Raw genomic sequence first — 23,084 nt, 5'->3', positions numbered from 1 at the left:
ACCGGCTCGGGCGTCCTCGGCATGGCGGAGCGGGTCGAGCGGGCAGGGGGGACGCTGCGCGCCGGGGCGGTCCGCCGCTCCTTCGAGCTGGACGCGCGCCTGCCGGTGGGGAGCGACTCGTGATCCGGGTGCTGATCGCCGACGACGAGGACATGATCCGCACGGCGCTGGCCGCACTCCTCCGCCTCGAGGAGGACCTCGAGATCGTGGGCGAGTGCCGCGACGGCGAGCAGGCGGTCGCGGAGGCGCTGCGCCTGCAGCCCGACGTGTGCCTGTTCGACGTCGAGATGCCCGGGCTCGACGGGATCGAGGCGGCGGAGCGGCTGCGCCGGGTCTCCGCGACGCGGGTCGTGGTCGTCACCCGGCACGCGCGGCCGGGGGTCCTGCGGCGAGCGCTCGGAGCGGGCGTCAGCGGCTTCCTGCCGAAGTCGCGCCGGGTCGAGGACGTCGCCGAGGTGATCCGTCAGGTCGCGAGCGGACGCCGCTACGTCGATCCGGAGATCGCCGCCGACGCCCTGGCGAACACGCGCAGCCCGCTGACCGACCGGGAGCTCGACGTGCTCAGCGCCGGCTCCCGCGGCGAGACGATCGGCGAGATCGGCGCGGCGCTGCACCTCTCCTCCGGCACCGTCCGCAACCACGTCTCGTCGATCCTGCGCAAGCTCGACGTCGACACCCGCCAGCGCGCGGTCATCGAGGCCCGCGAGCGCGGCTGGATCTGAGCGAGGCGCCGCAACGGCAGCCACTCCGCAGGAGTCGTCGCACTCGCGCTCGAGTGCGACGACTCCTGCGTTCTCGCGAGCGGTGCCCGTCAGGCCGTCGGCGTCCAGATCCGCATCGTCGACGGTCCCCGGTTCGCCCAGCGGTGGTACGGCCGGAACTCCGCCTCGAAGCGCCGCCCCTCCTCCACCGGTACGGAGCCGTAGGGCCAACCGGGAGCCGCCTCGCGCGCCACGAGGGACACGCGCGCTCCCTCCGCCGTCACGACGGGCGGCACCGAGGCGTCGACCGCGATGTGCTCGGTGTCCAGGCCCTCGGGCAGGTCGAGCGACTCGATCGCCAGCACGAACGGCCCGCGCTCGAGGGCGACCTGGCCGCGCACCGCGTCGATCCGGGGATGCGGAGCGACGAAGCGGGCCGTCATCGGCAGCGAGAGCCGCACGGTGTCGCCGGCGGAGAACGCCCGGCGGACGGTGACGGTCGGCGTCGAGACCGGCTCGCCGTCGAGCAGCGCCGAGCCCCGCGCGAACGGCGGCACCCGCAGCGTCAGCGCGAACTCCGCGTCCTCGAGGATCCGTACGACGATCTCGCCGTCGGCCGGGTACTCCGTCTCGACGCGCAGCGCGACGCCTCCGGTGCGCACCTCGTACGCGCCGTACTGGTGCAGCTGCACCCCGTCGTCGGTAGCGGTCGCGAAGCCGAGCTCCACGCTCGCCAGGGTGCGGGCGGTGTTGGTCGGGCAGCACGAGACCCAGAACCAGGGCGCGCGGAGGCTGGACTGCGCGCGGTCGGTCTCGCGCGACTCGTCCGGAGCCACTCCGTCGACGCGCTGCTGCAGCGTGTTCGTGTAGAAGAAGGCGCGGCCGTCCTCGCGGGTCGCGGGGAGCACCGCGTTCAGCAGCGTCCGCTCCATCAGGTCCGCGTAGCGGGGCTCGTTCGAGCCGAGCAGCAGCCGCCAGCTGAGCATCGTGGAGCCGATCGCCGCGCAGGTCTCCGCGTAGGCGCGGTCCGGCGGCAGCTCGTAGTCGGCGCCGAACGCCTCGTCCTGGTGGTGCGAGCCCATCCCGCCCGTGACGTAGGTGCGCCGCTCGACGGTCGCCTCCCACTGGCGGCGGACCGCCTCCTCCAGCTCGGCGTCGCCGGTCTCGACCGCGACATCGAGAGCCCCGGAGGCGAGGTAGAGGGCCCGCACCGCGTGGCCGCGCAGCACCTCCGCGTCGCGCACGGGCACGTCGTCCTGGAAGTACTCGGCGCCGAACGCGATCGGCTTCAGCGTCCCCGTCCCGCGCCGCTCCACGAAGAGGCGGGCCAGCTCGAGGTAGCGCTCCTCCCCCGTCGCCCGCGCCAGCTCGGCGAGCGCCGGCTCGATCTCGGGGTGGCCGCACACGGCGACCCTCCCCTCGGGCCCGAACTCGCGGTGCACGTGGTCGGCGAGCCGTCGGGCGACCTGCGGCAGGAGGTCGTCGTGCCCGGTGCGCAGCCGCGCCACGGCGGCCTGGATCAGGTGCCCGAAGCTGTACAGCTCGTGGCCCCACTCCAGGTCGGAGTAGCGCGCGCGCTGGCCGGGGCGGCCGAAGCTCGTGTGCAGGTAGCCGTCCGGGTCCTGGGCGGAGGCGACCCGCGCGACGAGGTCGTCGTACCGCTCCTGCAGCCCGGCGTCGTCGCTCCGGCCGAGCTCCCAGGCCATGGCCTCGAGGAGCTTGTAGACCTCGGAGTCCACGAACTCGATGCCCGCGTGCGCGTCGCCGCTCTCGGCGGACGAGATCGAGCCGTCGGCAGCGCGGTCGAAGTTGCCGGCCCAGCCGACGCGCTCGATCCACGAGCGGCAGTGCTCGATGACGGCGGAGGAGTTGAGGTCCTGGTAGTGCTTCCAGAAGCCGCCGGTGAGGCGGATCTCGTCCTGGCGCAGCGGCCGGAGCACGCTCCGCGAGGGGGCGACCGGGCCGCCGAGGGCGGTGGCGGTGGGGGCGGTGAGGGTCACGGTGTCTCCTTGGAGGGACGGGTCAGTCCTTGACGGCGCCGGCGGTGACTCCCGCCGAGACATACCGCTGGGCGACGACGAGGAGGACGGCGGCCGGGAGCGAGGCGACCACGGCGGTCGCCATGATCGAGTTCCACTCCTGGTTGTTGTTGCCGATGTACTTGTAGATGCCGAGGGTGATCGGCTGGAGCTTCCCGCCGCTGTCGAGCGTCGAGGCGAAGATGAAGTCCGACCAGGCCCAGAGGAACGCGAACAGCGAGACGGTGACGACGGAGTTGCGGCTGATCGGCATGATCACCGAGGTGAAGGTGCGCCAGGCGCTCGCTCCGTCCATCCGGGCCGCCTGGGTGAGCTCGTCGGGGATCCCCGACATGAAGGCCGTGAAGATCAGCACGCCGAACGGCACCGCGATGGTGGAGTCGGCCACGATCAGGCCCGGAATCGAGTTGAGCAGCCCCAGGTTGAGGTAGATGGCGTAGAAGCCCATCGCCATGATGATCGCCGGGATCATCTGCGCGATCAGCAGCACGAACGAGAGCGCCTGCCCGCCGCGGGGCCGCAGCTTCGCCAGCGAGTAGGCGGCGGGAGCGGCGATCGCCACGGTCAGCAGCACCGTGCCGAGGCCGACGACGAGGCTGGTGCCCAGGTAGGGCAGCTGCTCGCTCAGCACCGCCTGGTAGCCGGTGAACGTGGGCGAGAACGGGAACCAGTCCGGCGGATCCTTCCGCATCGAGCCGGTCGGAGTGAGGGAGACGTTGATCATCCAGTAGACGGGGAACAGCATGACCGCCGTGAGGGCGATCCCGACCACCGTCAGGTACCAGGGGCGGCGGGCGGTCACGAGTCGGCCTGCTTCCGCTGGACCCGGATGTACACGAGGCCGAAGACGAGGGCCAGGATGATCAGCAGGTTGCCGACGGCCGCGGCCGGTCCGAAGTCGGGCAGCATCGAGCCGAAGCCGAGCTGGTACGTCCAGGTGGCGAGCGTGATCGAGGAGTCGGCGGGGCCGCCCTTCGTCATGATCCAGATGATGTCGAACACCTTCAGCGTGTAGACGAGGCCGAGCAGGATCGTGATCGCCGACACCGGCCGCAGCAGCGGCAGCGTGATCCGCCAGAACTGCTGGGCGCCGGTCGCGCCGTCGAGCGAGGCCGCCTCGTAGAGGTCCTGCGAGATGTTCTGCAGGCCGGAGTAGAGGATCACCAGATTGAACGGGATGCCGATCCAGATGTTCGCGATCAGGACCGCGATCAGCGAGGTGGTCGGCGAGGTGAGCCAGTTGATCTGGCCGATCCCGAACGACTCCAGGAACGCGTTCACGATGCCGGAGTCGCTGTTGAGCATCCACGACCAGGTCGAGGCCGAGACGATCAGCGGCAGGAGCCACGGCACCAGGAACAGCGCCCGGAGCGTGCTCGCCAGCGGGAAGCGGCGGTAGAAGAACACGGCGAGCGCCAGCCCCAGCGTGAACTGGAAGAGGAGCGAGACGCCGGTGAAGACCGCCGTGTGCAGCAGCGCCGGGCCGAAGGTCGCGTCCTGGAACACCTGGACGTAGTTGTCGAACCAGACGAAGGGTGCGTTCCCCTGCACGAACGAGCGGACCGTGTAGTCCTTCAGGCTCAGCTCGAGGTTGCGGTACAGCGGGAACGCGTAGAAGACGAGCAGGTAGGCGACGAGCGGGGCGAGGAACGCCCACGCGACCAGACGGCCGCCCTCGGGGCGCCAGCGGCGCCGACGGCTCTCGGCGGCCGGGGCGGGCGGGGCCGGCGGCTCGGTGCCGCGCCGCAGGAGGCGGGCGGTCTCGGTGGCAGTGGTCATGGTCTCTCCCGTCCCCCCGGCCGGTGCGCGGAGCACCGGCCGGGGGGACCTCGTTCGGGGAGCGGGAGCCCCCGGTCGTCCTACTTCGTGGCGGATTCGGCGGCCGACTGGGCGGCCTTCAGGGCGTCCTCGGGAGACTGCGAGCCGCTGAGCACGGTCTGCACCGCGCCCCACAGCTGCTCCGAGATCTTCGGGTACTTCGTGCCGAGGTCGTCCGAGGTGCGGCCCTTCGCGGCCTGCACGGCGGTGACCCACGGCTCGAGGTCGGCGTTGCCGGCGACCTGCTCCTGCTGCGCCTCGGCCGTCGGCGCGATGTACGAGAGCGTGTTGTCGGTCGTGACCAGGCTCTCCGTCGAGGTCAGGCACTCGGCGATCTTCTTCGAGGTCTCGTAGCGCGCCGTGTCCGACTGCACCGGGAGGGTGAGGAACTCGCCTCCGGTCGGTGCGGGGGCCGCTCCGCCGTCCTTCGACGGGATGGTCAGGACGCCGTAGTCGATCCCCGAGGCCTTCGCGTTGGCCAGCTGCCAGGTGCCGTTCTCGCCGAACGCGTACTCGCCGGTCTCGAACTCCTGCCAGCTCGTGGTCTGCGTGTTGCCGATCACGGAGTTGGGCGCGTAGCCCTTCTCGAGCCAGTCGCTCCAGAGCGAGACGGCGTCGACCGCGGCGGGCGAGTCGAGGTCGGTCAGCTCGGCGCCGGAGCCCCAGAACCACGGCAGGAACTGGAAGGTCCCCTCCTCCGTGCCGATGCCGGAGAACGTGATGCCCTTGCCGCCGGAGGCGGTGACCTTCTCGAGCGCGTCGGTCAGCCCGGCCCAGTCGGTGATGGAGGCGGCGTCCACGCCGGCCTTCTCGAGCACGGCCTTGTTGTAGTACAGCGCGAGCGTGTTGGCGCCGATCGGCACGCCGAAGGTGTCGCTGCCGGTCCGGCCGGCCGCGAGGATGTTCGCGTCGATCCCGTCGGTGGAGAGCCCGGACTCGGCGGTCGTGGTCAGGATGCCCGACTCCGCGAGCGTCGAGACCACGGGGTTGTCGACGAGCAGGAGGTCGGGCGAGTTGCCCTGCTGACCGGCGAGCAGCGCCTTGTTGGTCAGGTCGGTGGTGTCGTAGCCGGTGCGCTCGACGGTGACGCCGGCCTCGGTCCCGCAGGAGTCGATGAGCTTCGCCCAGTCGGACGACTCGTCGAACTGGGGGTACGGGTCCCAGAACGTGTAGCTGCCTCCCGCGGCGGAGCCGGAGTCTCCCCCGGAGCCGCTCGCGCAGCCGGTCAGTGCGGCGGCGGCCGTCCCCAGCAGGACGGCGGCGGCGAGGCCCCGAGCGTGCTTCCTCGTCTTCACGGATGATCCCTTCGTCGTTGACGGATTCCTCGGCAGTCGTCCCGAATGTCTGCGCCGGGCCGAAACTACTTTCTGTCGGGTAAACCTAGGCAGGGGCGGTCAGCGCGTCAAGAGATGCGACCTTTTCGGTCTTTTCGGTATTTCGCCGGAGTCGTGCGAGGATCGACGCGGCGGCCCGCCGGGCCCGGAACGGAGGCGCGGTGCCACCACGCAAGCCCACCGGCACCATCACGCTCACCGACGTGGCGGCCGCCGCCGGCGTCTCGATCGCCACCGCCTCCAAGGCGCTCAACGGCCGCGACCAGGTGCGCGCCGAGACCCGCCAGCGCGTGCTGGACGCCGCCGAGGCCCTCTCCTTCACCCCGAACCCGTTCGCGCAGGCCCTCAACTCCCGGCGCACGGGCACCATCGGGATGCTCACCAACGATCTCGACAACCGCTTCGTGCTCCCCGTGCTGCTCGGCGCCGAGGACGCGTTCGGCGCAGGATCGACGTCGGTGCTCCTCTGCGACGCCCGCGGCGACTCGATCCGCGAGCAGCACCACATCAAGAATCTGCTCGCCAAGCGCGTCGACGGGATCGTGGTGCTCGGCCGGACGACGAACCCGCGCCCTTCGATCACGCGCACCATCCCGGTGCCGGTCGTCTACGCCTATGCGCCCTCGGAGGATCCGCGCGACTCCTCCTTCACGCCCGACAACGTGCAGGCCGGCGTCCTCGCCGCCCGCCACCTGATCGAGCGCGGACGGACCAGGATCGCCCTCGTCAACGGCGAGCCGAGCTACACCGCCGCCCACGACCGCGCCCGGGGCGTCGAGCAGGCGCTGACGGAGGCGGGGCTGCCGCTGGTCGGCGGCGGCGTCCTCTTCGGGCAGTGGTCCGAGAGCTGGGGCCGCCAGTGCGCCGAGACGCTGCTGCGCGCGCATCCGGACCTCGACGCGATCATCTGCGCGAGCGACCAGATCGCCCGCGGCACGCTCGACCACCTGCGCGAGACCGGCCGGCGGGTGCCGCAGGACGTGGCCGTCGTCGGCTTCGACAACTGGGACCTCCTCGTCGAGGCCGCCCGCCCGCCGCTCTCGAGCATCGACATGATGCTCGACACGCTCGGCCGCGCCGCCGCGGAGGAGCTCTCGAACGCGATCCACGGACGTCCGACCGCGGGCGTGCAGGCCATGCCCGTCCGTCTCGTGCCGCGGGAGTCCTCCGGCTGACGCCGCCCTCCGCGAGAACGCGGACGTCGTCGCACTCGAGCTCCGGAACGACGACTCCTGCGTTCTCGCGACCTGCCGACCGGGGCTCGCGGAATCGGATGTTGACGCCGCGCTCTCGGATGTGTATTTTCCAGTTATACGAATAACCGAGACCACGAGGAGGTGGGTCATGGCCGGACGGACGGCGACGATGAGGCAGGTCGCGGAGCGCGCCGGCGTCTCCCAGGCCACCGTGTCCCTCGTGCTCAACAACGCTCCCGGCAACCGCGTCACCGAGGCCACCCGAGCCCGTGTGATGGAGGCGGTCGAGGATCTCGGCTATCGCACCAACGCGTTCGCGAAGTCGCTCCGCAGCGGGCAGTCGGGGATGATCGGCTTCGTCTCGGACGAGGTCGCCAGCTCCCCCTTCGCCGGCCGCCTGCTGAAGGGCGCGCAGATGCGGGCCTGGGAGAGCGGCCACATCATCCTCAGCGTCGACACCTTCGGCGAGCGCGCCCTCGAGGAGTCGGCGATCGACATGATGCTGTCGTACCGCGTGCTCGGCGTCATCTACGCCTCGATGTACCACCGCGTCGTCGAGGTGCCGGAGGCGCTGGGCGACGTGCCCACCGTGGTCGTGAACGCCCAGTCCGCCGGCGGGCGCTTCTCCAGCGTCTTCCCGGACGAGGAGGAGGGCGGGTACACCGCCACCCGCCAGCTGACGGGCGCCGGCCACCGCCGCATCGCCTACATCGACATCCAGCCCGCCGACAGCGACCTCCCTGCGGGTGTCGGACGGCGGGCGGGCTACCGCCGCGCCCTCGAGGAGGCGGGCCTCACCGTGGACCCGCGCCTCGTCCGGCACGGCTCCGGCGGCACCGTCGAGGACGGCCTCGCGCTCACCGCGGAGCTCCTCGACGAGGCCGATCCCCCCACCGCGATCTTCTGCGGCAACGACCGCACCGCCTGGGGCGCCTACCGGGCTCTCGAGGCGCGCGGCCTCCGCGTGCCCGAGGACTGCTCCATCGTCGGCTTCGACGACCAGGAGACCCTCGCCTCCTACCTCGACCCCGGCCTCACGACCGTCGCGCTCCCCCACGAGCGCATGGCCCGCGACGCCGTCTCCCTCCTCCTCGCGGAACCGCGCGAGGAGCCCCGACCCCATCCCATCCATTGCTCACCGGTCCTCCGCGGATCGGTGACGAGTGCAGAGGTGCGCGCATGACGACGATGAAGTCCGCCCCCGGGATCCCCCGGCCACGGCGCCTCCTGAGCCCGAGGCAGCGCCTCGGCTCCGCTGCGAGGCGCGCCCTGCGCTCCTGGCAGTTATACGTACTACTGACCCCGGCGCTCGTCTTCGTGGCGCTGTTCAAGTACTGGCCGATGTACGGCGCCCAGATCGCCTTCCGCGACTACAACCCGTCGCTCGGCTTCTCGGGCAGCCCGTGGGTGGGCCTGGACAACTTCACCCGCTTCGTCTCGTCGTTCCAGTTCGGGCGCCTGATCGAGAACACCCTGACGGTGAACGCCCTGGGGCTGCTCATCGCCTTCCCGGTGCCGATCGTGCTCGCGCTGATCGTCAACCAGCTGCAGAGCGAGCGGTTCAAGAAGTTCACGCAGACGGTGCTCTACTCGCCGTCCTTCATCTCGGTCGTCGTGGTCGTGGGCATGATCCACCTGCTCTTCTCGCCGCGGTCCGGGATCGTGAACAGCGCGATCGTCGCCCTCGGGGGAGAGCCGGTGTTCTTCATGGGCTCGCCGGACTGGTTCCGGCCCCTCTACATCGGCTCCGACATCTGGCAGAACGCCGGATTCTCGATGATCGTCTACCTCGCCGCCCTCACCGCGATCGACCCGGCTCTGCACGAGGCCGCCCGCGTCGACGGAGCGAGCAAGTGGCAGCGGATCCGCCACATCGACATCCCGGGCATCCTGCCGGTGATCACGATCCTGTTCATCCTGGCGATCGGCAATCTCTTCAACCTCGGATTCGAGAAGGTCCTGCTCATGCAGACCGACCTCAACCTCCCGACCTCCGAGGTGATCCAGACCTACGTCTACAAGGCGGGGCTGCAGCAGGCGCAGTTCAGCTACTCGGCCGCCATCGGCCTCTTCAACTCCCTGATCAACCTCGTCCTGCTGGCGACCTTCAACCAGGTCGCCCGCCGTGCGGGCCAATCGAGCCTCTGGTGACGACGCCATGACACAGACCATCCACCCCGACCGCGCCGTCCGCGAGCCGTCGGCACCGACTCCCCCTCGCCGCACCGCCCCGGCGAAGCGCACCGGACGGTACGCGGACCCCGTGTTCAACACGATCGCGATCGCCGTCCTGCTCCTGGCGATCGTCGCGATCGTCTACCCGATGTACTTCATCGTGATCGCCTCGTTCAGCGAGCCGTCGCAGATCCTCAACGGGAACGTCTGGCTCTGGCCGGCCGGCTTCACGCTCGAGGGCTACGGGCGCATCTTCTCGGACGGCGCGATCTGGCAGGGCTTCGGCAACTCGGTCCTGTACACGGTCGTCGGCACCGCGATCAGCGTCAGCACGATCCTCTGCGCGGCCTACGCCCTGTCGAGGAAGGACCTCTACGGGCGGACCGTCTTCCTCCTGATCTTCATCCTCACGATGTTCATCGACGGAGGCCTGATCGCCCGCTACCTGGTGGTGCGCGACCTCGGGATGCTGGACACGATCTGGGCCGTGGTCCTGCCCGGCGCGGTCGGGGTCTGGAACCTGATCATCGCCCGCGCCTTCTTCGAGAACAACGTGCCGGGCGAGCTGCGCGACGCCGCTCAGATGGACGGCGCGAGCGACTTCCGCTTCTTCTTCAGCATCGTCCTGCCGCTGTCGAAGCCGCTGATCTTCCTCATGATCATGATCCACCTCGTGGCCAACTGGAACGCCTTCTTCGACGCCCTGATCTACCTCGACGACGAGAGCAAGTACCCGCTCCAGCTGGTGCTGCGCAACGTCCTGATCCAGTCCGAGGTCACCTCCGCAGGCGGCTCCGGAGCGATGGACTCCTACGCCGCCGCCCAGCGCCTGGGCGAGCTGATCAAGTACGGAATGATCGTCGTCTCGACGATCCCCCTCTTGATCGTCCTGCCCTTCATGCAGAAGCACTTCACCAAGGGCGCCCTTCTCGGCGCCGTGAAGAGCTGACCTTCCACCCCTCCCGCACCACCCTTTCGACAAGAGGAACACGAACGATGAGACACCGCAGTTTCTTCACCACCACCGCACTCGCCCTCTCCGGCGGACTGCTCCTGGCCGGCTGCACGACCGGCGGCGGGAACGACCCCGTCCAGGACCGCTCGAGCGAGGTCGGCTTCAACGAGACCGGCCTGCCGATCGTCGACGACACGCTGTCGCTGACCTTCGGCGGCACCAAGTCCGCCCTGTCCCCCGACTACTCCTCGATGCAGCTCGTGCAGCAGTGGGAGGAGGACACCAACATCTCGATCGACTGGAAGAACCTCCCGGAGCAGGTCTACGCCGAGAAGAAGAACCTCCTCCTCGCCAGCGACGACGTGCCGAACGTGCTGTTCAACTCGGGCCTCACCGACGCCGAGATCGTGCAGTACGGCGAGAACGGCACGCTCCTCCCACTCGAGGACCTGATCGAGGAGCACGCGCCGACCCTCTCCGCGATCCTCGAGGACCGGCCCGACATCCGCGCCGCGCTCACCGCCTCGGACGGCCACATCTACACGCTGCCCTCGGTCGAGGAGCTCGGGATCCTCCAGTACCCGAACTTCCTCTTCATCAACACCGCCTGGCTCGACGCGCTCGGCCTCCCGATGCCGACGACGATCGAGGAGTACCGGGCCGCACTCGAGGCCTTCAGAACCGGCGACCCCAACGGCAACGGCAAGGCCGACGAGATCCCGCTGTCCTTCCGCACCGACTCCTTCTGCGGCAACCCGCACGACCTGATCGCGGCGCTCGGCGGCCAGCCGGAGAACAACGACCACCGCATCGTGGTCGACGGGAAGGTGCAGTTCACGGCCGACACCGACGGCTACAAGCAGGGCGTCGAGGCGCTCTCCGACTGGTACGCCGACGGGCTCATCGACCCCGAGTCGTTCTCGCAGGACGACGTCGCCTTCCTCTCCAAGGGCAAGGCCGACACCCCGGTCCTCGGCTCCTTCTTCTGGTGGGAGGCGAAGGAGATGGTCGGCGAGGACCGCCTCGGCGACTACGCGATCCTCGGCGTGCTCGAGGGCGTCGACGGCGAGAAGCGCGCCAGCGTCACCAGCAACCAGGAGATCAACCGCGGCGCGATGGCGATCACCCGCTCCAACGAGTACCCCGCCGCCACGATGCGCTGGGCAGACCGCCTCTTCGACCCCGAGATGAGTGCCCAGAGCAGCTGGGGACCCCTCGGCGTGACCCTCCAGAAGGACGAGGCCACCGGCCTCCTCGTGCAGATCCCCGCCGCCGCCGGCGAGGCCGAGGGCGAGCGCCGCCAGAAGGTCGCCCCGGGCGGCCCGAAGATCACCACCGAGAAGGACTTCGAGACCGTCGTGGCCCCCGAGCCGCGCGCGAAGGAGCGCCAGGACCTGGTGAACGAGTACTACCTCCCCTACAAGGCGAACGACGCCTACCCGCCGGTGATGCTCTCGAACGACGAGCTCGACCGCGTCTCGTACGCGCTGACCGACATCAACACCCTGGTGAAGGAGAAGTTCGCCGCCTGGATCGTCAACGGGACCGTCGACAGCGAGTGGGACTCCTACGTCTCGCAGCTGGAGTCGATGGGCGCCTCCGACGTGACCGCGACGTACCAGCAGGCCTACGACCGCTTCCAGAACGGCGGCGAGTAGTCCCCGGGGGCGCGGGCGGCAGCCGCCCGCGCCCCTCGTCCGGCCGCACCGAACCCCTCTCCTCAGGAGCCCTTGTGACCATCACCACGACGACCGACGCCTGGCGTCCGTCCGCCCACTTCACCGCCCGATCCACCTGGCTGAACGACCCGAACGGGCTCCTCTTCCACAACGGCACCTACCACCTGTTCTTCCAGAACAACCCGACCGGCAGCACCTGGGGCAACATGTCCTGGGGCCACGCGACCTCGACCGATCTGGTGTCGTGGAGCGAGCAGCCCGTCGCGATCCCCGTCCTCGACGGCGAGATGGCCTTCTCCGGCAGCGCCGTCGCCGACGTCCGCAACACGGCGGGCTTCGCCGGCCCCGGCGAGACGGCCCTCGTCGCGGTCTACACGGCCGCCCGCGACGCCCTCCCGGACGGCACCGGGGCCTCGCAGGCCCAGGCACTGGCCTACAGCGTCGACGACGGCGCCACCTGGACCCGGTACGCAGGCAACCCCGTCCTCGACATCGGCTCCGCGGAGTTCCGCGATCCGAAGGTCTTCTGGTTCGGCGGGGACGACGGCCACTGGGCGATGGTCGCCGTCGAGGCGGTCGACCGCCGCGTCGCGGTCTACACCTCGCCCGACCTGATCGCGTGGACCCGGCGCTCCCACTTCGGCCCCGCCCATGCCACGGGCGGCGTCTGGGAGTGCCCGGACCTCTTCCCGCTGCGCGTGCGCGGCACCGACGAGGTCCGCTGGTTGATGATCGTGAGCCTCAACCCGGGCGGCATCGCCGGCGGCTCCGGCAGCCAGTACTTCCTCGGCGACTTCGACGGAGCCGAGTTCACCGCCGACCGGATCAGCGCGTCCGAGGACCCCGCCGACTACGACTGGCTCGACTACGGCCGGGACTACTACGCGGCCGTCTCCTTCAACGACGCCCCCGAGGGCCGCCGCCTCACGATCGCGTGGGCCAGCAACTGGGACTACGCGAACGAGACGCCCACCGGCCCGTGGCGCTCGTCGATGTCGCTCGTGCGCGAGCTCGACCTCGTCCGCGGGGCCGACGGCCGTCTCCGCCTCGCGCAGCGGGCGGTCCTCCCGACCGGGCCGGCGTCCCGCGACGTCCGCGTCTTCGACGTCGACGTGTCCCGCCTCCCCGGCGACCGCACCGAGCTGCGCCTGCTCACCGGCACGACCGACGACGAAGTGGTGCTCACGGTCGACGGCGACGAGGGAGTGCTGACCTGCGACCGCACGCGCAGCGGCGCGGTCGACTTCGCGGCGTCCTTCCCCTCGGTCGACTGGGCTCCGCTGCCCGGGCCGGACGAGTCGGGGCGGATCCCGGTCCGCATCGTCGTCGACGCCTCGGTGGTCGAGGTGTTCCTCGGCGGGGGTCTCAGCACCCTCACCCAGCTCGTCTTCCCGTCGGCGCCGTTCACGACGCTGCAGGTCCGCGCGGCCGCGGAATGAGCGGGCCCGGCGCGGGCTCCGGCAGCGGCCCCGGCGCGGGCTCCGGCTCGCGCGTCCTCGTCGTCGGCGAGACCGTCGTCGACGTCGTCGAGCGGGACGGGAGCCGGTCGGAGCACGTCGGCGGCTCGCCCGCGACCGTCGCCGTCGCCCTCTCACGGCTCGGCCGCTCCGTCCGCTTCGCCACCGCCCTGGGCGACGACGAGCGCGGACACCGGGCCCGGGCGCACCTGGAGGAGTCCGGAGTCGCGGTGTCGGCGCCCGCGCGCGGCACCACGTCGACCGCGGCGGCGGTCATCGGCGCCGACGGGTCGGCCCGGTACGAGTTCGACCTCAGCTGGGACCCGGACCGCATCGATCCCGACGGAGCCGCGCACCTCCACACCGGGTCGATCGCCGCCTTGCTGCATCCCGGCGCGGACGCGGTCGCGGACCTGCTCGACCGTCTGCCGCCCGCGACCTCCGTCAGCCTCGACCCCAACATCCGGCCCGAGGTGCTCCCTGCGCGCGCTGAGGTCCACCGCGTCCTCGAGCGGCTCCTCCGGCGCTGCGATCTGGTGAAGCTGAGCGACGAGGACGCCGAGTGGCTCCACCCCGGCGACTCCGTCGACGCCGTCCTCGACCGCCTCCTGGCCGCCGGCCCTTCGCTGGCGGTCGTCACGCGCGGCGGCGAGGGGATGGTCCTCGCGTCCCGCCGGGCCCGGGTCGTCGTCCCCGCCTCCCGCATCGCCGTCGCGGACACCATCGGCGCGGGCGACACGGCGATGGCCGGGCTGATCGACGCCCTCCTCGACAGCGGGACCACCGCTCTCGACGAGGACGCCCTCCTCGCGGCGGGCCGGTGGGCGGCCCGGACGGCGGGAGTCACCGCCTCCCGCATCGGCGCGGACCCGCCCCTCCGAGCCGAGCTGGCCGGGGTCTGACGGCCGGGCGGAGCGGACCCCGGCATCGAGCGGACGCACGCGTTCCGAGCAGAGCGGTCGCGCACTCCTCGCATGCCGCCTTCCGCCCCGAGACACTGGCCCTACCGCGATGTCCCGGCGATCGGAGCGGCGTCTCGACCCACGAGCGGGCCCGACGGCACCGGGGTACTCCCGTGTCAGGAGCAGTGCGTGCTCACCCGGACGCGCACCCGCCTCCCTCCCAGACACCGCCCCGCATCCGAGACACCGCCTGCTCAGCGGTGTCCCGACACTCGGAGCGGCGTCTCGACGCACGAGCGGGCCTGCGCGCATCGGCGAGGACACCCGAGAGACGGGCGGAGCGCGATCGTGGGCGCAGACGTGCGCCGGACCCCTCGGGAGTCCGGCGCACGGCCTGGCGGTGATCAGCTACCGGTGATCAGCCGGGATCAGCTGCCGGTGCGCTCACCGCGGCGTCGGAGGGTGAGGAGCATCAGACCGCCGCCGACGAGGGCGAGCAGGCCCAGCACTCCGGCGGTCGCCGTAGCTGCGGCGTCCACTCCGGTCGAGGCGAGAGCCGGACCGCGGGGACCGTTCGACCCGGACACGGGAACAACCGCGGCGTGGGAGGGCGCCGGTCGCGGCGCTGTGGTCGCGGTCGGCGTGGTGGTGGGGGTCACCGTCGGCGTGGTGGTGGGAGTCACCGTCGGCGTGGTCGTCGGCGTGACCGTCGGAGCCACGGTGGGCGCGATCGTCGGGGTCACCGTCGGAGTGATGGTGGGCGTGACCGTCGGAGTCACCGTCGGAGCCACGGTGGGCGCGATCGTCGGGGTCACCGTCGGAGTGATGGTGGGCGTGACCGTCGGAGTCACCGTCGGCGTCACAGTCGGCACGACGGTGGGAGTCACCGTCGGGGTGACGGTGGGAGTCACGGTCGGCGTGACGGTCGGGGTGATAGTGGGCGTGACCGTCGGCGTCACGGTCGGAGTGACCGTCGGCGTCACGGTCGGAGTGACCGTCGGCGTCACGGTCGGAGTGACTGTCGGCGTGACGGTGGGGGTCACGGTCGGCGTGATGGTCGGAGTGACCGTGGGCGTCACGGTCGGCGTGACCGTCGGCGTGACGGTGGGGGTCACCGTCGGGGTCACGGTCGGCGTGACCGTGGGCGTCACGGTCGGTGTGACCGTGGGGGTCACGGTCGGGGCCACCGTCGGCGTCACGGTCGGCGTCACGGTCGGCGTGACCGTCGGAGTCACTGTCGGCGTCACGGTCGGCGTGACCGTCGGAGTCACTGTCGGCGTGACCGTCGGAGTCGCCGTCGGCGACGATCCGCCGTCGGTGGGCTCGCAGCCCGGCTCGGTGAAGTCGTTGGAATCGAGTGTGACCGCTCCCGTGCGGGCCAGTGCGCGGCCCTCGACGGAGACGCCCGTCGTCACCGTGATCGAGACCGAGGCGAGCACGGAGCCCACGAAGTCCGAGTCGGTGCCGAGCGTCGCGGAGCTGCCGATCTGCCAGTAGACGTTGCAGGCCTGCGCTCCGTTGATCAGGGCCACCGTGCTCGACGAGGCCGTCGTCAGCGTCGACGCGGCGCGGATCACGAAGACCGCCTCGTTGACGCCCTCGGCGTCGAGCGTGAGCGTCCCCGTCACTCCGACCGGTCCGGCCGCGGTGTAGACCCCGGGCTTCAGCGTGCTGCCGCCGATCTCGGCGTCGATCTGCGCGGTCGTCGCCTGCGAGGCGAGCTGTCCGTAGGCGGTGCCCACGTCGGCCTGGGCCTGAGCCGCCTCCGCGTCTCCGCGGTGGATCACTCCGTCCGTCCGCCCGGGCGGGAACCCGGTGACGGCGGTCAGCGGGCTGACCCCGACGTTCTGGTCGAGGACGCTCGACCCCGTGTTCGTCACGGTCGACGCGGCCAGGACCGAGTAGTCCTCCGCCGTGCCGAGGTCGGGAGCAGTGGCCGCCTGCGCCGAGACGCCGGCGAAGAGCGCGGCGCCGACGACGGCGAGGACGACACCCGTCCCGATCGCCCCTCTTCTGCGGTTCTGCCGATGACGGCGGAGCGAGGTACGAGAGGACACGTGCGGCATGAGGCCAGCGATCTGCCCACGTCAGCGTGAGCTCAATAACCCGAGGTGGGAGGCTCGAACCGTAGGTCGCGCTCCTCGCCCGCGTCTACGCCGCGACCCTGACGGGGGGCAGGATCCGCCGACGGCGTCCCCCGACCCGGGACATGGCCGCCACCGGAGTCCTCGCGCCGGTGACGGCGGACCCGGCCGGCGGAGCGGATCAGCGGTGACGCCCGCGGCACCCGAACCGGTCGGAGTGCCGTGCGTCCCGGAGCCCTCAGCCGAGAGCCGCCACCCGCTCGATCACGCCCTCGCCCAGCCGGGCGACGTACCCCTCCGGATCCGGCCCGGCCGGCGCCAGCTGCACGTGGTCGATCCCCAGCGCCGCGTACTCCTCCATCGCGCGGACGAAGCCGTCGGGGTCGCCGATCGGATCGCCGCCCCCGGTGATGGTCTTCGTGATCGTCGCGTAGTCGCGCCCGAGGTCGTCGCAGTGCCGCTTCAGCACGTCGAGCTTGTGCGCCACGTCGTCCGCGCCGGTGCCGAACAGGTTGCAGGCGTCGCCGTACTGCGCGACCAGCCGCAGCGTCTTCCTCTCGCCGCCGCCGCCGATGAGGATGGGCGGGCCGGGCTGCTGGATCGGCGCCGGGTGGTTCAGCGTCTCGGCGAGCCGGTAGTGCGTCCCCTCGAACGGCCCGTCGTCGTCGCTCCACATCTGACGGCAGATCCGCAGCGTCTCCTCCAGCCGCTCGAACCGCTCCTTCAGCGGCGGGTACGGCACGCCGAGCCCGAGGTGCTCGCGCTCGTACCAGGCGGCGCCGATGCCGAGCATCGCGCGTCCGCCGGAGAGCACGTCGAGGGTGGTGACGATCTTCGCGAGCAGTCCCGGATGGCGGTACGTCACGCCGGTGACGAGGAGCCCCAGCCGCATCCGCTCCGTCCGGCCGGCGACGAAGCCGAGCGAGGTGTAGCCCTCGAGCATCGGATCCTCGCTCGTCGCGAAGTGCTCCATCTGGAAGTAGTGGTCCATCAGCGTGAACCAGGCGCAGCCGACGTCCTCGGCCGTCCGCGCGGTCGCTCCGAGGATCGGCGCGATCTGCGCGCTCCCGCCCGGAAGGGTGAAGTCCATGAAGTGAATGCCGAGCTGCACGCGCGTCTCCTGTCGTCCCGGGATGTCCAGGAGCCAGTGTGCGCCGAGCCACCGCTCAACACGCCGACGCGGCCGCCTCTGAGCGGCGTCTCATCCGTTCCGCGGCGTCTCGGCCGATCGCACCCGCCGAGCGGCGGTCGCCCTCACTCGCAGACGCGGAAGCGGTTCCGGTCGAACCCGACGACGTCGCCGACGGCGAGCTGGCGCCCGCGGCGCAGATCGACTTCGCCGTTGACGGTCACCATCCCCTCGGCGACCGCCTCCTTGGCCTCGCCGCCCGAGAGGATCCCCGCGAACTTGAGGAACTGGCCCAGGCGGATCGACCCGCCGCCCAGCGGGACGTCGACGGGCTCGGGGACGGCAGCGGCGCCCTTCACGTCTGTGAACGCGCCCGCGAAATGTCGCCGCAGGCCCCCTGGATCAGCGGGTTTCCCACGTAAGTGTCGCCGCAGTTTCCAGCACAACGTGTCGCTCCGAACATGCCCGCGTGATTCCGCGGATCTGAGGCCTCGATGGGGTCATTCGGTGGCCCCTCGCCGCGCAGGAAGTGCCCGGCGGCCATACGAGGTCGGGTTGGCACAGACTTCGGGTTCAGTCTCCACGAAGCCTTCCTCGGCGTCGCGGTCGGCGTCGGAGCTGCCGCCCTGCGCGGCCTGCTCGAACGGGCTGGCTGCCGGAAAAGCCGCAACAAGCGAGGCGTCAGGGCGATGTCGGTGCGGCTGTTTCGCATGCATGCCTGCGGGCGAAGCACTAGAGGGCGTTCTTCGTGGTCGCCAGGTACTCCGGCGTGGCGAGCGCTTGCATGGAGAACCAATGTGTCGCCTCGAGGCTCGCCTCCAGGTGTCGCCAACCGTTCGAGACGAACGAGCTCGTCTGCGCGCCGGTGAACATATAGACGACGGCTCGAGCGGCAGTCGGGATATCGACCTCGGCGCGAAGATTGCCTTCAGCTCGTGCCTGTTCGAGAAACAACGCTATCGCGTCGAGCCAGACTGGATCCGGCAACTTCGCAACGCCGGGGAATTCAGATGAGGCTTGTGCGACGAGACGCAGGCCTGCTTGCGCCGTTGGATCGTGCTGCACTGCTCTCGCGAGGGACCGGGACAGCGTGAGCAGTGAAGCGAGGCCGTCGTCGCCCGACTCCAGAATCGAATCCCGGAGGAGGATGAAGCCCTGGTCCTGGCGGCGGATGATCTCCTCCGCCACCTCGATCTTGCCCCTGCGGAAATGAAAGTAGAAACCACCCTGCGTGACGGATGCTGCTTCTAGGATATCGGCGACGCGAGCGGTCGAGTAGTGCAGGCGCGCAAACACCTTCGCCCCACCGAGAACAATCGCCTCTCGTGTGGCGATCCCGCGTTCCTGTTGTGCCACGCGCACCTCCGACTGATCCCAAAGCCACTCTATCGGCCCATGGTTCAGCGTCTCTGCCGTCTGGTCCCCGTTCGGGAGGGTTCACGCTGAGTAGCCGAACGCCGCGCTGGCGCTCGCACCGTGCTCGGATGTCGAGACCAACCTCACGTCGCGGAGGGTTCGGCCGCCGATGACGACCTCGGCGTTCCTGCGCACGGACGTGCGAGTGGAGAATCGAGCCTGGCCGCCGGACGGAGCGGGCGTCCGAGAGACGGAGGCGCGCCTGAGCCAGAGGTTCGGTACAGCGGAGCGGCTGGTGTCATTGACGGCGTCGATGAGGACTTGCGCCAACTGACCGAACATGACGAGTTCATCGACGGCGTCAAGGCGGGGCGGGGCGGCTGCGTACCCTGCCTGGGATGATGTGACGGAATGGGACGTCTCGAGGTGTCCATCGACGAGGTCCACGCGATCGACGTGGGACGACATCTGGATCGAGTCGCCTGCTGCCGCATGGGTGAGGCCGGGTGCCGCCTCGGCTGCGCCCGGTCGGGCTCGGCTCGGGGCGCACTCCAAGTCGACGTTCAGTCCGCCGATACGAGCCCGCAATGACTTGGTGCTGACGAGCGGTCCGCCGTGATCGGTCGTGATGCCGATGGGGACAGAGCCCACATCAGTCGTCGCCACACGTCCGGCGACGACTGAGAACCCTGTGACATCGAACGGCCCTTCCCACCAAGCGCCGCGATTCGTGTTCTCACACAGGCTGATGGTCTTCAGCGCCAGGCTGATCGCATCGATAGAACTGAGATGGACCTCGCGGGGATCTCCTGCCGCGTCCAGCGACCAGCGTGGCGGATAGATCGCCTGCTTAACCGCCGAAAGTCGGATCCTGTCACCGTCGACGTGTTCGGCCACCTGGCTGACGGTACGCCTGATGTGTCGATGACCCGAACCGAAGTATCGGCCGGGCTCCTTGCCGAGTATCTCCTTTAAAGGCCGCCCATCAAAGTGGTGCATCTCGTCCCTTCGGATCTTCTGATCGGTCTGGTGATATGTGCACGCCTGGAAGGTGTCTCGCCGGATTCGATCCCAGGATCTCGAGCTGCGTCATGCACCCGGACCGTGCCTCGGCTGCGAGGGCTGCCGGTACTTCCAGGCAGATCGCAGCCGCAAAGGCTGTTCAAGACCCAGCAGTCAGAACGAACGATGCTCGATCGCCGGCGCTGCCTTCCACGGTGACTCGGAGACGAGGCTTGATGATGGTGCTCGCGGTCGACGTGAGCATCCGAGGCCGCGTTCGCCGATGTGATGGAAGCCTGAGAGGGCGAACTCGGTGCAGCGAAGACAGCACTCGCAGGAGCGGGAGTAGCAGGAGGAGCTGGCCGCGAGGCAACCCGAGCTCGGCGAACACCTGGATGTCGGTCGCCGCCGTCGTCCTCCGCAGAGCGAACAGGTCGCCGGTGTGCAGTGTCAGGTGAGAGCTCGTCTCAGAGGTCTCAACTGCTCTTCCACCTCTCAGCCTGACCAGCGTCCCGGACCGGAAGCGCCAGCTTCCTGAAGCGAGAACTGCCTGCGACGAAGCTGTGACGCCTGGTGACTTCGAAGTCCTGCCACTCGCGAGGCTCGTCAGGCTGACCTTCTGCGGCTGGTCTATCGTTCGGAGCGCATGCTCGGCGAGCACTTCGGCCAGATACGTGCCGAACCCCGCGCCGGGTACCACGGCGATGCCGCATTCTCGCCAGTGGGCATCCCGTTTTCACGCGTACTCGTGTGTGCGGCCCTCATTCGACAGGTCAGCGTAGGAGACGCAACCTTCCGCGCTGGCCTCCATGAGCGGCTGCGCGGTGGAGGACTATGGTCCGGCTGCGTTGAGCACCCCGCTGACGCCGTCGAGGTGTTGCGTCAGGGAGCTCGCACGCTGCCGGAGGTCGAGCTGCATCCTCGCGACGCCGTACCGGTCAGCCAGCATGTCGAGACTCGCGCCGTCGCGCCCGGCGAGGAGGAACGGCATGCCCCGGCGCCTTGCCTGCATCGCGAGTTCCGCTGCAACCGAGCCCGTGCCGTAGATCAGCCAAGGTGTCACCGGATCGACAGGGATGGTGCTCTCCCGGAGTGCATCGTGCTGGACGCTAGGGGAGGGGCGCTGCTCGCCGGTCGTCGTCGACGCCCGGCGGGGGGACCTGGTGTGCCGCGCGCACGGCGATCGCGCTTCCGAGCAGCACGAAGATCAGAAACGCCGACAGGCCTGCGAGCACGAACGCGTTCGAGTGCGTGGGGTCGACCACGAGGCTGAGCGAGCCCCCCGTGACTGCCAAGAATGCGCCGATCCACACGCAGGGTCGGGCTGCCTGATGGCCCCGCTGCCAGGCTTCATCGGAAGCCATGACCGAGGCTGCTCTGATCCCGACCAGGTTGTTCGGGCCGAGTCGCCCTCGGGCGGCGCATTCGACGGCTACGACGACGGCAGCAGCAGCGAACACGAGGACGAGCACTCCGAAGACCATGAACCAAACATACATGCACGGTTGTATTTCGTCGTTCGCGCCGTCGGTCATCGCGCCAATTTTCGCGCCCAGAAACAAAGCACCGTACATGTTCGGTTTGATTCGACGAGTCTGCGCCGCTCGCGCCGGCCTGCTGACGCTCGCCTGGTGGGACCAGCACAGAACCGGACCGTCCCGCATCGAGCTTCTCGACGCGATGTTCGACCATCCCGACTGGGATGGCGCCATCGGCGACACCGGACGAACTCTCCTCGAACGCAACGAGCAACTCGACCTGCTGCAGCGCTGGCTGATCAGCTACTGGAGCCGACTCGGGACGATCGCCTACATTCCGGGGCACGACGACGTCATCAGGCCTGGCCGCGTGATCGTGACCGTCGACGCCGAAGATAGCGAGCCTCGCTAAGCTGGCGGGCTCTGATCGAGGAGGACGCATGCGCGAGATCGTCATCGGCGGCCGCTCCGCTACGGTCACGCACCTTGATACGAAAACGACCGCGCACGGTGACATTCAGCGCTACCGCATTGACGTATCGGGTTCGGATGTCTCGACCCAACTATCGAGTCTTCGCACGTCCCCTGACGTCGACGCGCGCGTCATGATCTCTGCGATCGACGCAGAGCTGATCCTCGAATACGAGGGAAGCGCGGAATCGGCCCTCCTGCGAGATCCCGCGATCCGCGCGTGGCGCGATCAGAACCGTCAAGCCATCGAGGACGTACTGGTCCGCCTCCGCGACGAGGTGGCGAAACTCGCTCCGGAGCCCGTGAGCGACATCGAACGGATGCTTCACCGCGCATTCGGCGTGGGCGAGGAGGACGACCGTGCCTGAGTACACAACCTTCGACTTCGACCAGATCGACTTCGTCACCTCCGACACCCACTTCAGCCACGCTCGTATCAGCGAACTCACGGGACGCCCCTTCAGCACGGTCGCCGAGATGGATGCTGAGCTGATCCGCCGTTGGAACGACACTGTCGCGCCCGAAAGTGTCGTTTTGCATCTCGGCGACCTCGCGCTTGGTCGCATCGCGGAATCCCTGCCGATCACCGCGCAGCTGCACGGCCGGCGGTTCCTGGTGCCCGGAAACCACGACAGAGTCTCTCCCGCGACGCAGAGCAACCATGCCGTCGAACGGTTCACGCCGCTGTACTTAGCCGCCGGGTGGGAGATCCTTCCCGAGGTCATTACCGGTACCCGCGCGGGACACCGCGTAATCAAGTCTCACTACCCCTACTCCGGCGACACTCAAGACGAGGATCGACACTCGTCGCACCGCCCAATCGATCGCGGGCTGCCTCTCCTGCACGGGCACACGCACGCCCGCGAGAACGGGCCTGTTGGGTACCAGTTTCATGTCGGCGTCGACGCGTTTGAGCTCGCACCCGTACCCATGAGTCTTGTCGACGAGTGGCTCGACGACCTTCGCCGTCGCGAAAGCCTCCAGCAGGACATCGCGGTCGTGAAGGACGCTCTCCAGGCAACGTGGATTGATAGCGTCACCGACCGGTGGCTCGAAAGCTCCAACGCCTTCCTCGACGGGGCGCGCCCGATCGATGTCCTGCGGGCGAACGACCTCACGGCGGTCATGGAGGCTGTCGGCCAAGAAGTTGGCGGCGGGTACCGGTAGGTATCGCTCTGCACGGGTCTGCTTTTCGCTTCCGCTCACGGGGCGAGGACGTGCGCCGCATTAGCGCGCGCCTGGCAGAGTGGGAGCAGGCCGGAAACGGCTTGCTGACGCGCCCGAATAGCTGTGGCGCATCAGCAGACC

The 23,084-nt window shown here is 69.8% G+C and carries 22 protein-coding genes; 11 read left to right on the top strand and 11 right to left on the bottom strand.

Annotation, left to right across the window (positions count from 1 at the left end):
* Positions 1-119: 119 nt before the first annotated feature.
* Entirely contained in the window at positions 120-722 is a 603-nt protein-coding gene (locus C5C82_RS07270; protein WP_104237744.1) for a response regulator transcription factor, read from the top strand.
* Positions 723-811: 89 nt separating this feature from the next.
* On the opposite strand, the gene C5C82_RS07265 is transcribed toward C5C82_RS07270, so the two are convergent.
* The 4 genes from C5C82_RS07265 to C5C82_RS07250 form a co-directional block, all read right to left on the bottom strand.
* Positions 812-2,701, bottom strand: coding sequence for a glycoside hydrolase family 127 protein (locus C5C82_RS07265; protein WP_104354858.1), 1,890 nt, complete (start codon positions 2,699-2,701; stop codon positions 812-814).
* A gap of 22 nt (positions 2,702-2,723) precedes the next feature.
* On the bottom strand, positions 2,724-3,542 hold the full coding sequence (locus tag C5C82_RS07260) for a carbohydrate ABC transporter permease (protein WP_104222699.1): 819 nt from the start codon (positions 3,540-3,542) through the stop codon (positions 2,724-2,726).
* On the bottom strand, positions 3,539-4,519 hold the full coding sequence (locus tag C5C82_RS07255; RefSeq protein ID WP_104354857.1) for a carbohydrate ABC transporter permease: 981 nt from the start codon (positions 4,517-4,519) through the stop codon (positions 3,539-3,541). Before C5C82_RS07255 ends, C5C82_RS07260 begins: the two co-directional genes overlap by 4 nt.
* 80 nt (positions 4,520-4,599) lie before the next feature.
* A complete protein-coding gene (locus C5C82_RS07250; protein WP_104354856.1) occupies positions 4,600-5,853 on the bottom strand; it encodes an extracellular solute-binding protein in 1,254 nt (417 codons plus the stop codon).
* 200 nt (positions 5,854-6,053) lie between these two features.
* Here C5C82_RS07250 and C5C82_RS07245 point away from each other — a divergent pair, with 200 nt between their 5' ends.
* From C5C82_RS07245 to C5C82_RS07215, 7 genes are all read left to right on the top strand, one after another.
* Positions 6,054-7,067, top strand: a complete 1,014-nt coding sequence (locus tag C5C82_RS07245) for a LacI family DNA-binding transcriptional regulator (protein WP_104225800.1) — start codon at positions 6,054-6,056, stop codon at positions 7,065-7,067.
* A 169-nt stretch (positions 7,068-7,236) separates the two neighbouring features.
* Positions 7,237-8,271 carry a LacI family DNA-binding transcriptional regulator gene (locus tag C5C82_RS07240; RefSeq protein WP_104282809.1) on the top strand — a complete coding sequence of 345 codons (1,035 nt, stop codon included), beginning with the start codon at positions 7,237-7,239 and terminating at the stop codon, positions 8,269-8,271.
* Positions 8,268-9,239 (top strand): sugar ABC transporter permease, encoded by a 972-nt coding sequence (locus C5C82_RS07235; RefSeq protein WP_244229528.1) that lies wholly within the window; start codon positions 8,268-8,270, stop codon positions 9,237-9,239. Before C5C82_RS07240 ends, C5C82_RS07235 begins: the two co-directional genes overlap by 4 nt.
* Positions 9,240-9,246: 7 nt before the next feature.
* Entirely contained in the window at positions 9,247-10,212 is a 966-nt protein-coding gene (locus C5C82_RS07230; RefSeq protein ID WP_104268804.1) for a carbohydrate ABC transporter permease, read from the top strand.
* A gap of 47 nt (positions 10,213-10,259) precedes the next feature.
* On the top strand, positions 10,260-11,876 hold the full coding sequence (locus C5C82_RS07225; protein WP_104288931.1) for an ABC transporter substrate-binding protein: 1,617 nt from the start codon (positions 10,260-10,262) through the stop codon (positions 11,874-11,876).
* 74 nt (positions 11,877-11,950) lie between these two features.
* Positions 11,951-13,336, top strand: a complete 1,386-nt coding sequence (locus C5C82_RS07220) for a glycoside hydrolase family 32 protein (RefSeq protein WP_104354855.1) — start codon at positions 11,951-11,953, stop codon at positions 13,334-13,336.
* Positions 13,333-14,256: a PfkB family carbohydrate kinase gene (locus tag C5C82_RS07215; RefSeq protein ID WP_104354854.1), complete on the top strand. Its 924-nt coding sequence runs from the start codon at positions 13,333-13,335 to the stop codon at positions 14,254-14,256. The genes C5C82_RS07220 and C5C82_RS07215 overlap by 4 nt, the downstream gene beginning before the upstream one ends.
* Before the next feature lie 428 nt (positions 14,257-14,684).
* Here the strand turns inward: C5C82_RS07215 and C5C82_RS07210 are convergent, their stop codons facing one another.
* From C5C82_RS07210 to C5C82_RS07180, 7 genes are all read right to left on the bottom strand, one after another.
* Entirely contained in the window at positions 14,685-16,313 is a 1,629-nt protein-coding gene (locus tag C5C82_RS07210; protein ID WP_181134413.1) for an ice-binding family protein, read from the bottom strand.
* A gap of 265 nt (positions 16,314-16,578) precedes the next feature.
* Complete coding sequence (locus tag C5C82_RS07205) at positions 16,579-17,451, bottom strand: LLM class F420-dependent oxidoreductase (protein WP_258066011.1); 873 nt, start codon at positions 17,449-17,451, stop codon at positions 16,579-16,581.
* 143 nt (positions 17,452-17,594) lie between these two features.
* Entirely contained in the window at positions 17,595-17,828 is a 234-nt protein-coding gene (locus C5C82_RS07200; RefSeq protein ID WP_104222694.1) for an RNA-binding S4 domain-containing protein, read from the bottom strand.
* 373 nt (positions 17,829-18,201) lie between these two features.
* Entirely contained in the window at positions 18,202-18,825 is a 624-nt protein-coding gene (locus tag C5C82_RS07195) for a TetR family transcriptional regulator (protein ID WP_104266558.1), read from the bottom strand.
* Between the two features lie 81 nt (positions 18,826-18,906).
* Positions 18,907-19,824, bottom strand: coding sequence for an AvrD family protein (locus tag C5C82_RS17255; protein ID WP_146085964.1), 918 nt, complete (start codon positions 19,822-19,824; stop codon positions 18,907-18,909).
* Positions 19,825-20,659: 835 nt separating this feature from the next.
* Positions 20,660-20,890 (bottom strand): hypothetical protein, encoded by a 231-nt coding sequence (locus C5C82_RS07185; RefSeq protein WP_146085963.1) that lies wholly within the window; start codon positions 20,888-20,890, stop codon positions 20,660-20,662.
* Positions 20,891-20,936: 46 nt separating this feature from the next.
* Complete coding sequence (locus C5C82_RS07180) at positions 20,937-21,362, bottom strand: SdpI family protein (protein WP_181134412.1); 426 nt, start codon at positions 21,360-21,362, stop codon at positions 20,937-20,939.
* A 37-nt stretch (positions 21,363-21,399) separates the two neighbouring features.
* On the opposite strand from C5C82_RS07180, the gene C5C82_RS07175 reads away from it, so the two are divergent.
* From C5C82_RS07175 to C5C82_RS07165, 3 genes are read left to right on the top strand one after another with little or no spacing between them, the layout of a single operon-like run.
* Positions 21,400-21,717, top strand: coding sequence for a hypothetical protein (locus tag C5C82_RS07175; RefSeq protein ID WP_181134411.1), 318 nt, complete (start codon positions 21,400-21,402; stop codon positions 21,715-21,717).
* A 28-nt stretch (positions 21,718-21,745) separates the two neighbouring features.
* On the top strand, positions 21,746-22,144 hold the full coding sequence (locus tag C5C82_RS07170; protein ID WP_104354849.1) for a hypothetical protein: 399 nt from the start codon (positions 21,746-21,748) through the stop codon (positions 22,142-22,144).
* Positions 22,137-22,943, top strand: a complete 807-nt coding sequence (locus C5C82_RS07165) for a metallophosphoesterase (RefSeq protein WP_104354848.1) — start codon at positions 22,137-22,139, stop codon at positions 22,941-22,943. Before C5C82_RS07170 ends, C5C82_RS07165 begins: the two co-directional genes overlap by 8 nt.
* The last annotated feature ends 141 nt before the right edge of the window (positions 22,944-23,084 follow it).

The organism is Rathayibacter sp. AY1D5 (assembly GCF_002932515.1).
Classification (GTDB): domain Bacteria; phylum Actinomycetota; class Actinomycetes; order Actinomycetales; family Microbacteriaceae; genus Rathayibacter.
This window is presented reverse-complemented; position numbering and strand designations above follow the sequence as displayed.

What these genes read in the sequence shown, in the direction of transcription:
- C5C82_RS07255 (WP_104354857.1), bottom strand. Translation starts at nt 4,519, where the DNA reads ATGACCACTGCCACCGAGACCGCCCGCCTCCTGCGGCGCGGCACCGAG.
- C5C82_RS07225 (WP_104288931.1), top strand. Translation starts at nt 10,260, where the DNA reads ATGAGACACCGCAGTTTCTTCACCACCACCGCACTCGCCCTCTCCGGC.
- C5C82_RS07230 (WP_104268804.1), top strand. Translation starts at nt 9,247, where the DNA reads ATGACACAGACCATCCACCCCGACCGCGCCGTCCGCGAGCCGTCGGCA.
- C5C82_RS07170 (WP_104354849.1), top strand. Translation starts at nt 21,746, where the DNA reads ATGCGCGAGATCGTCATCGGCGGCCGCTCCGCTACGGTCACGCACCTT.
- C5C82_RS07215 (WP_104354854.1), top strand. Translation starts at nt 13,333, where the DNA reads ATGAGCGGGCCCGGCGCGGGCTCCGGCAGCGGCCCCGGCGCGGGCTCC.
- C5C82_RS07180 (WP_181134412.1), bottom strand. Translation starts at nt 21,362, where the DNA reads ATGACCGACGGCGCGAACGACGAAATACAACCGTGCATGTATGTTTGG.
- C5C82_RS17255 (WP_146085964.1), bottom strand. Translation starts at nt 19,824, where the DNA reads ATGCACCACTTTGATGGGCGGCCTTTAAAGGAGATACTCGGCAAGGAG.
- C5C82_RS07175 (WP_181134411.1), top strand. Translation starts at nt 21,400, where the DNA reads ATGTTCGGTTTGATTCGACGAGTCTGCGCCGCTCGCGCCGGCCTGCTG.
- C5C82_RS07240 (WP_104282809.1), top strand. Translation starts at nt 7,237, where the DNA reads ATGGCCGGACGGACGGCGACGATGAGGCAGGTCGCGGAGCGCGCCGGC.
- C5C82_RS07235 (WP_244229528.1), top strand. Translation starts at nt 8,268, where the DNA reads ATGACGACGATGAAGTCCGCCCCCGGGATCCCCCGGCCACGGCGCCTC.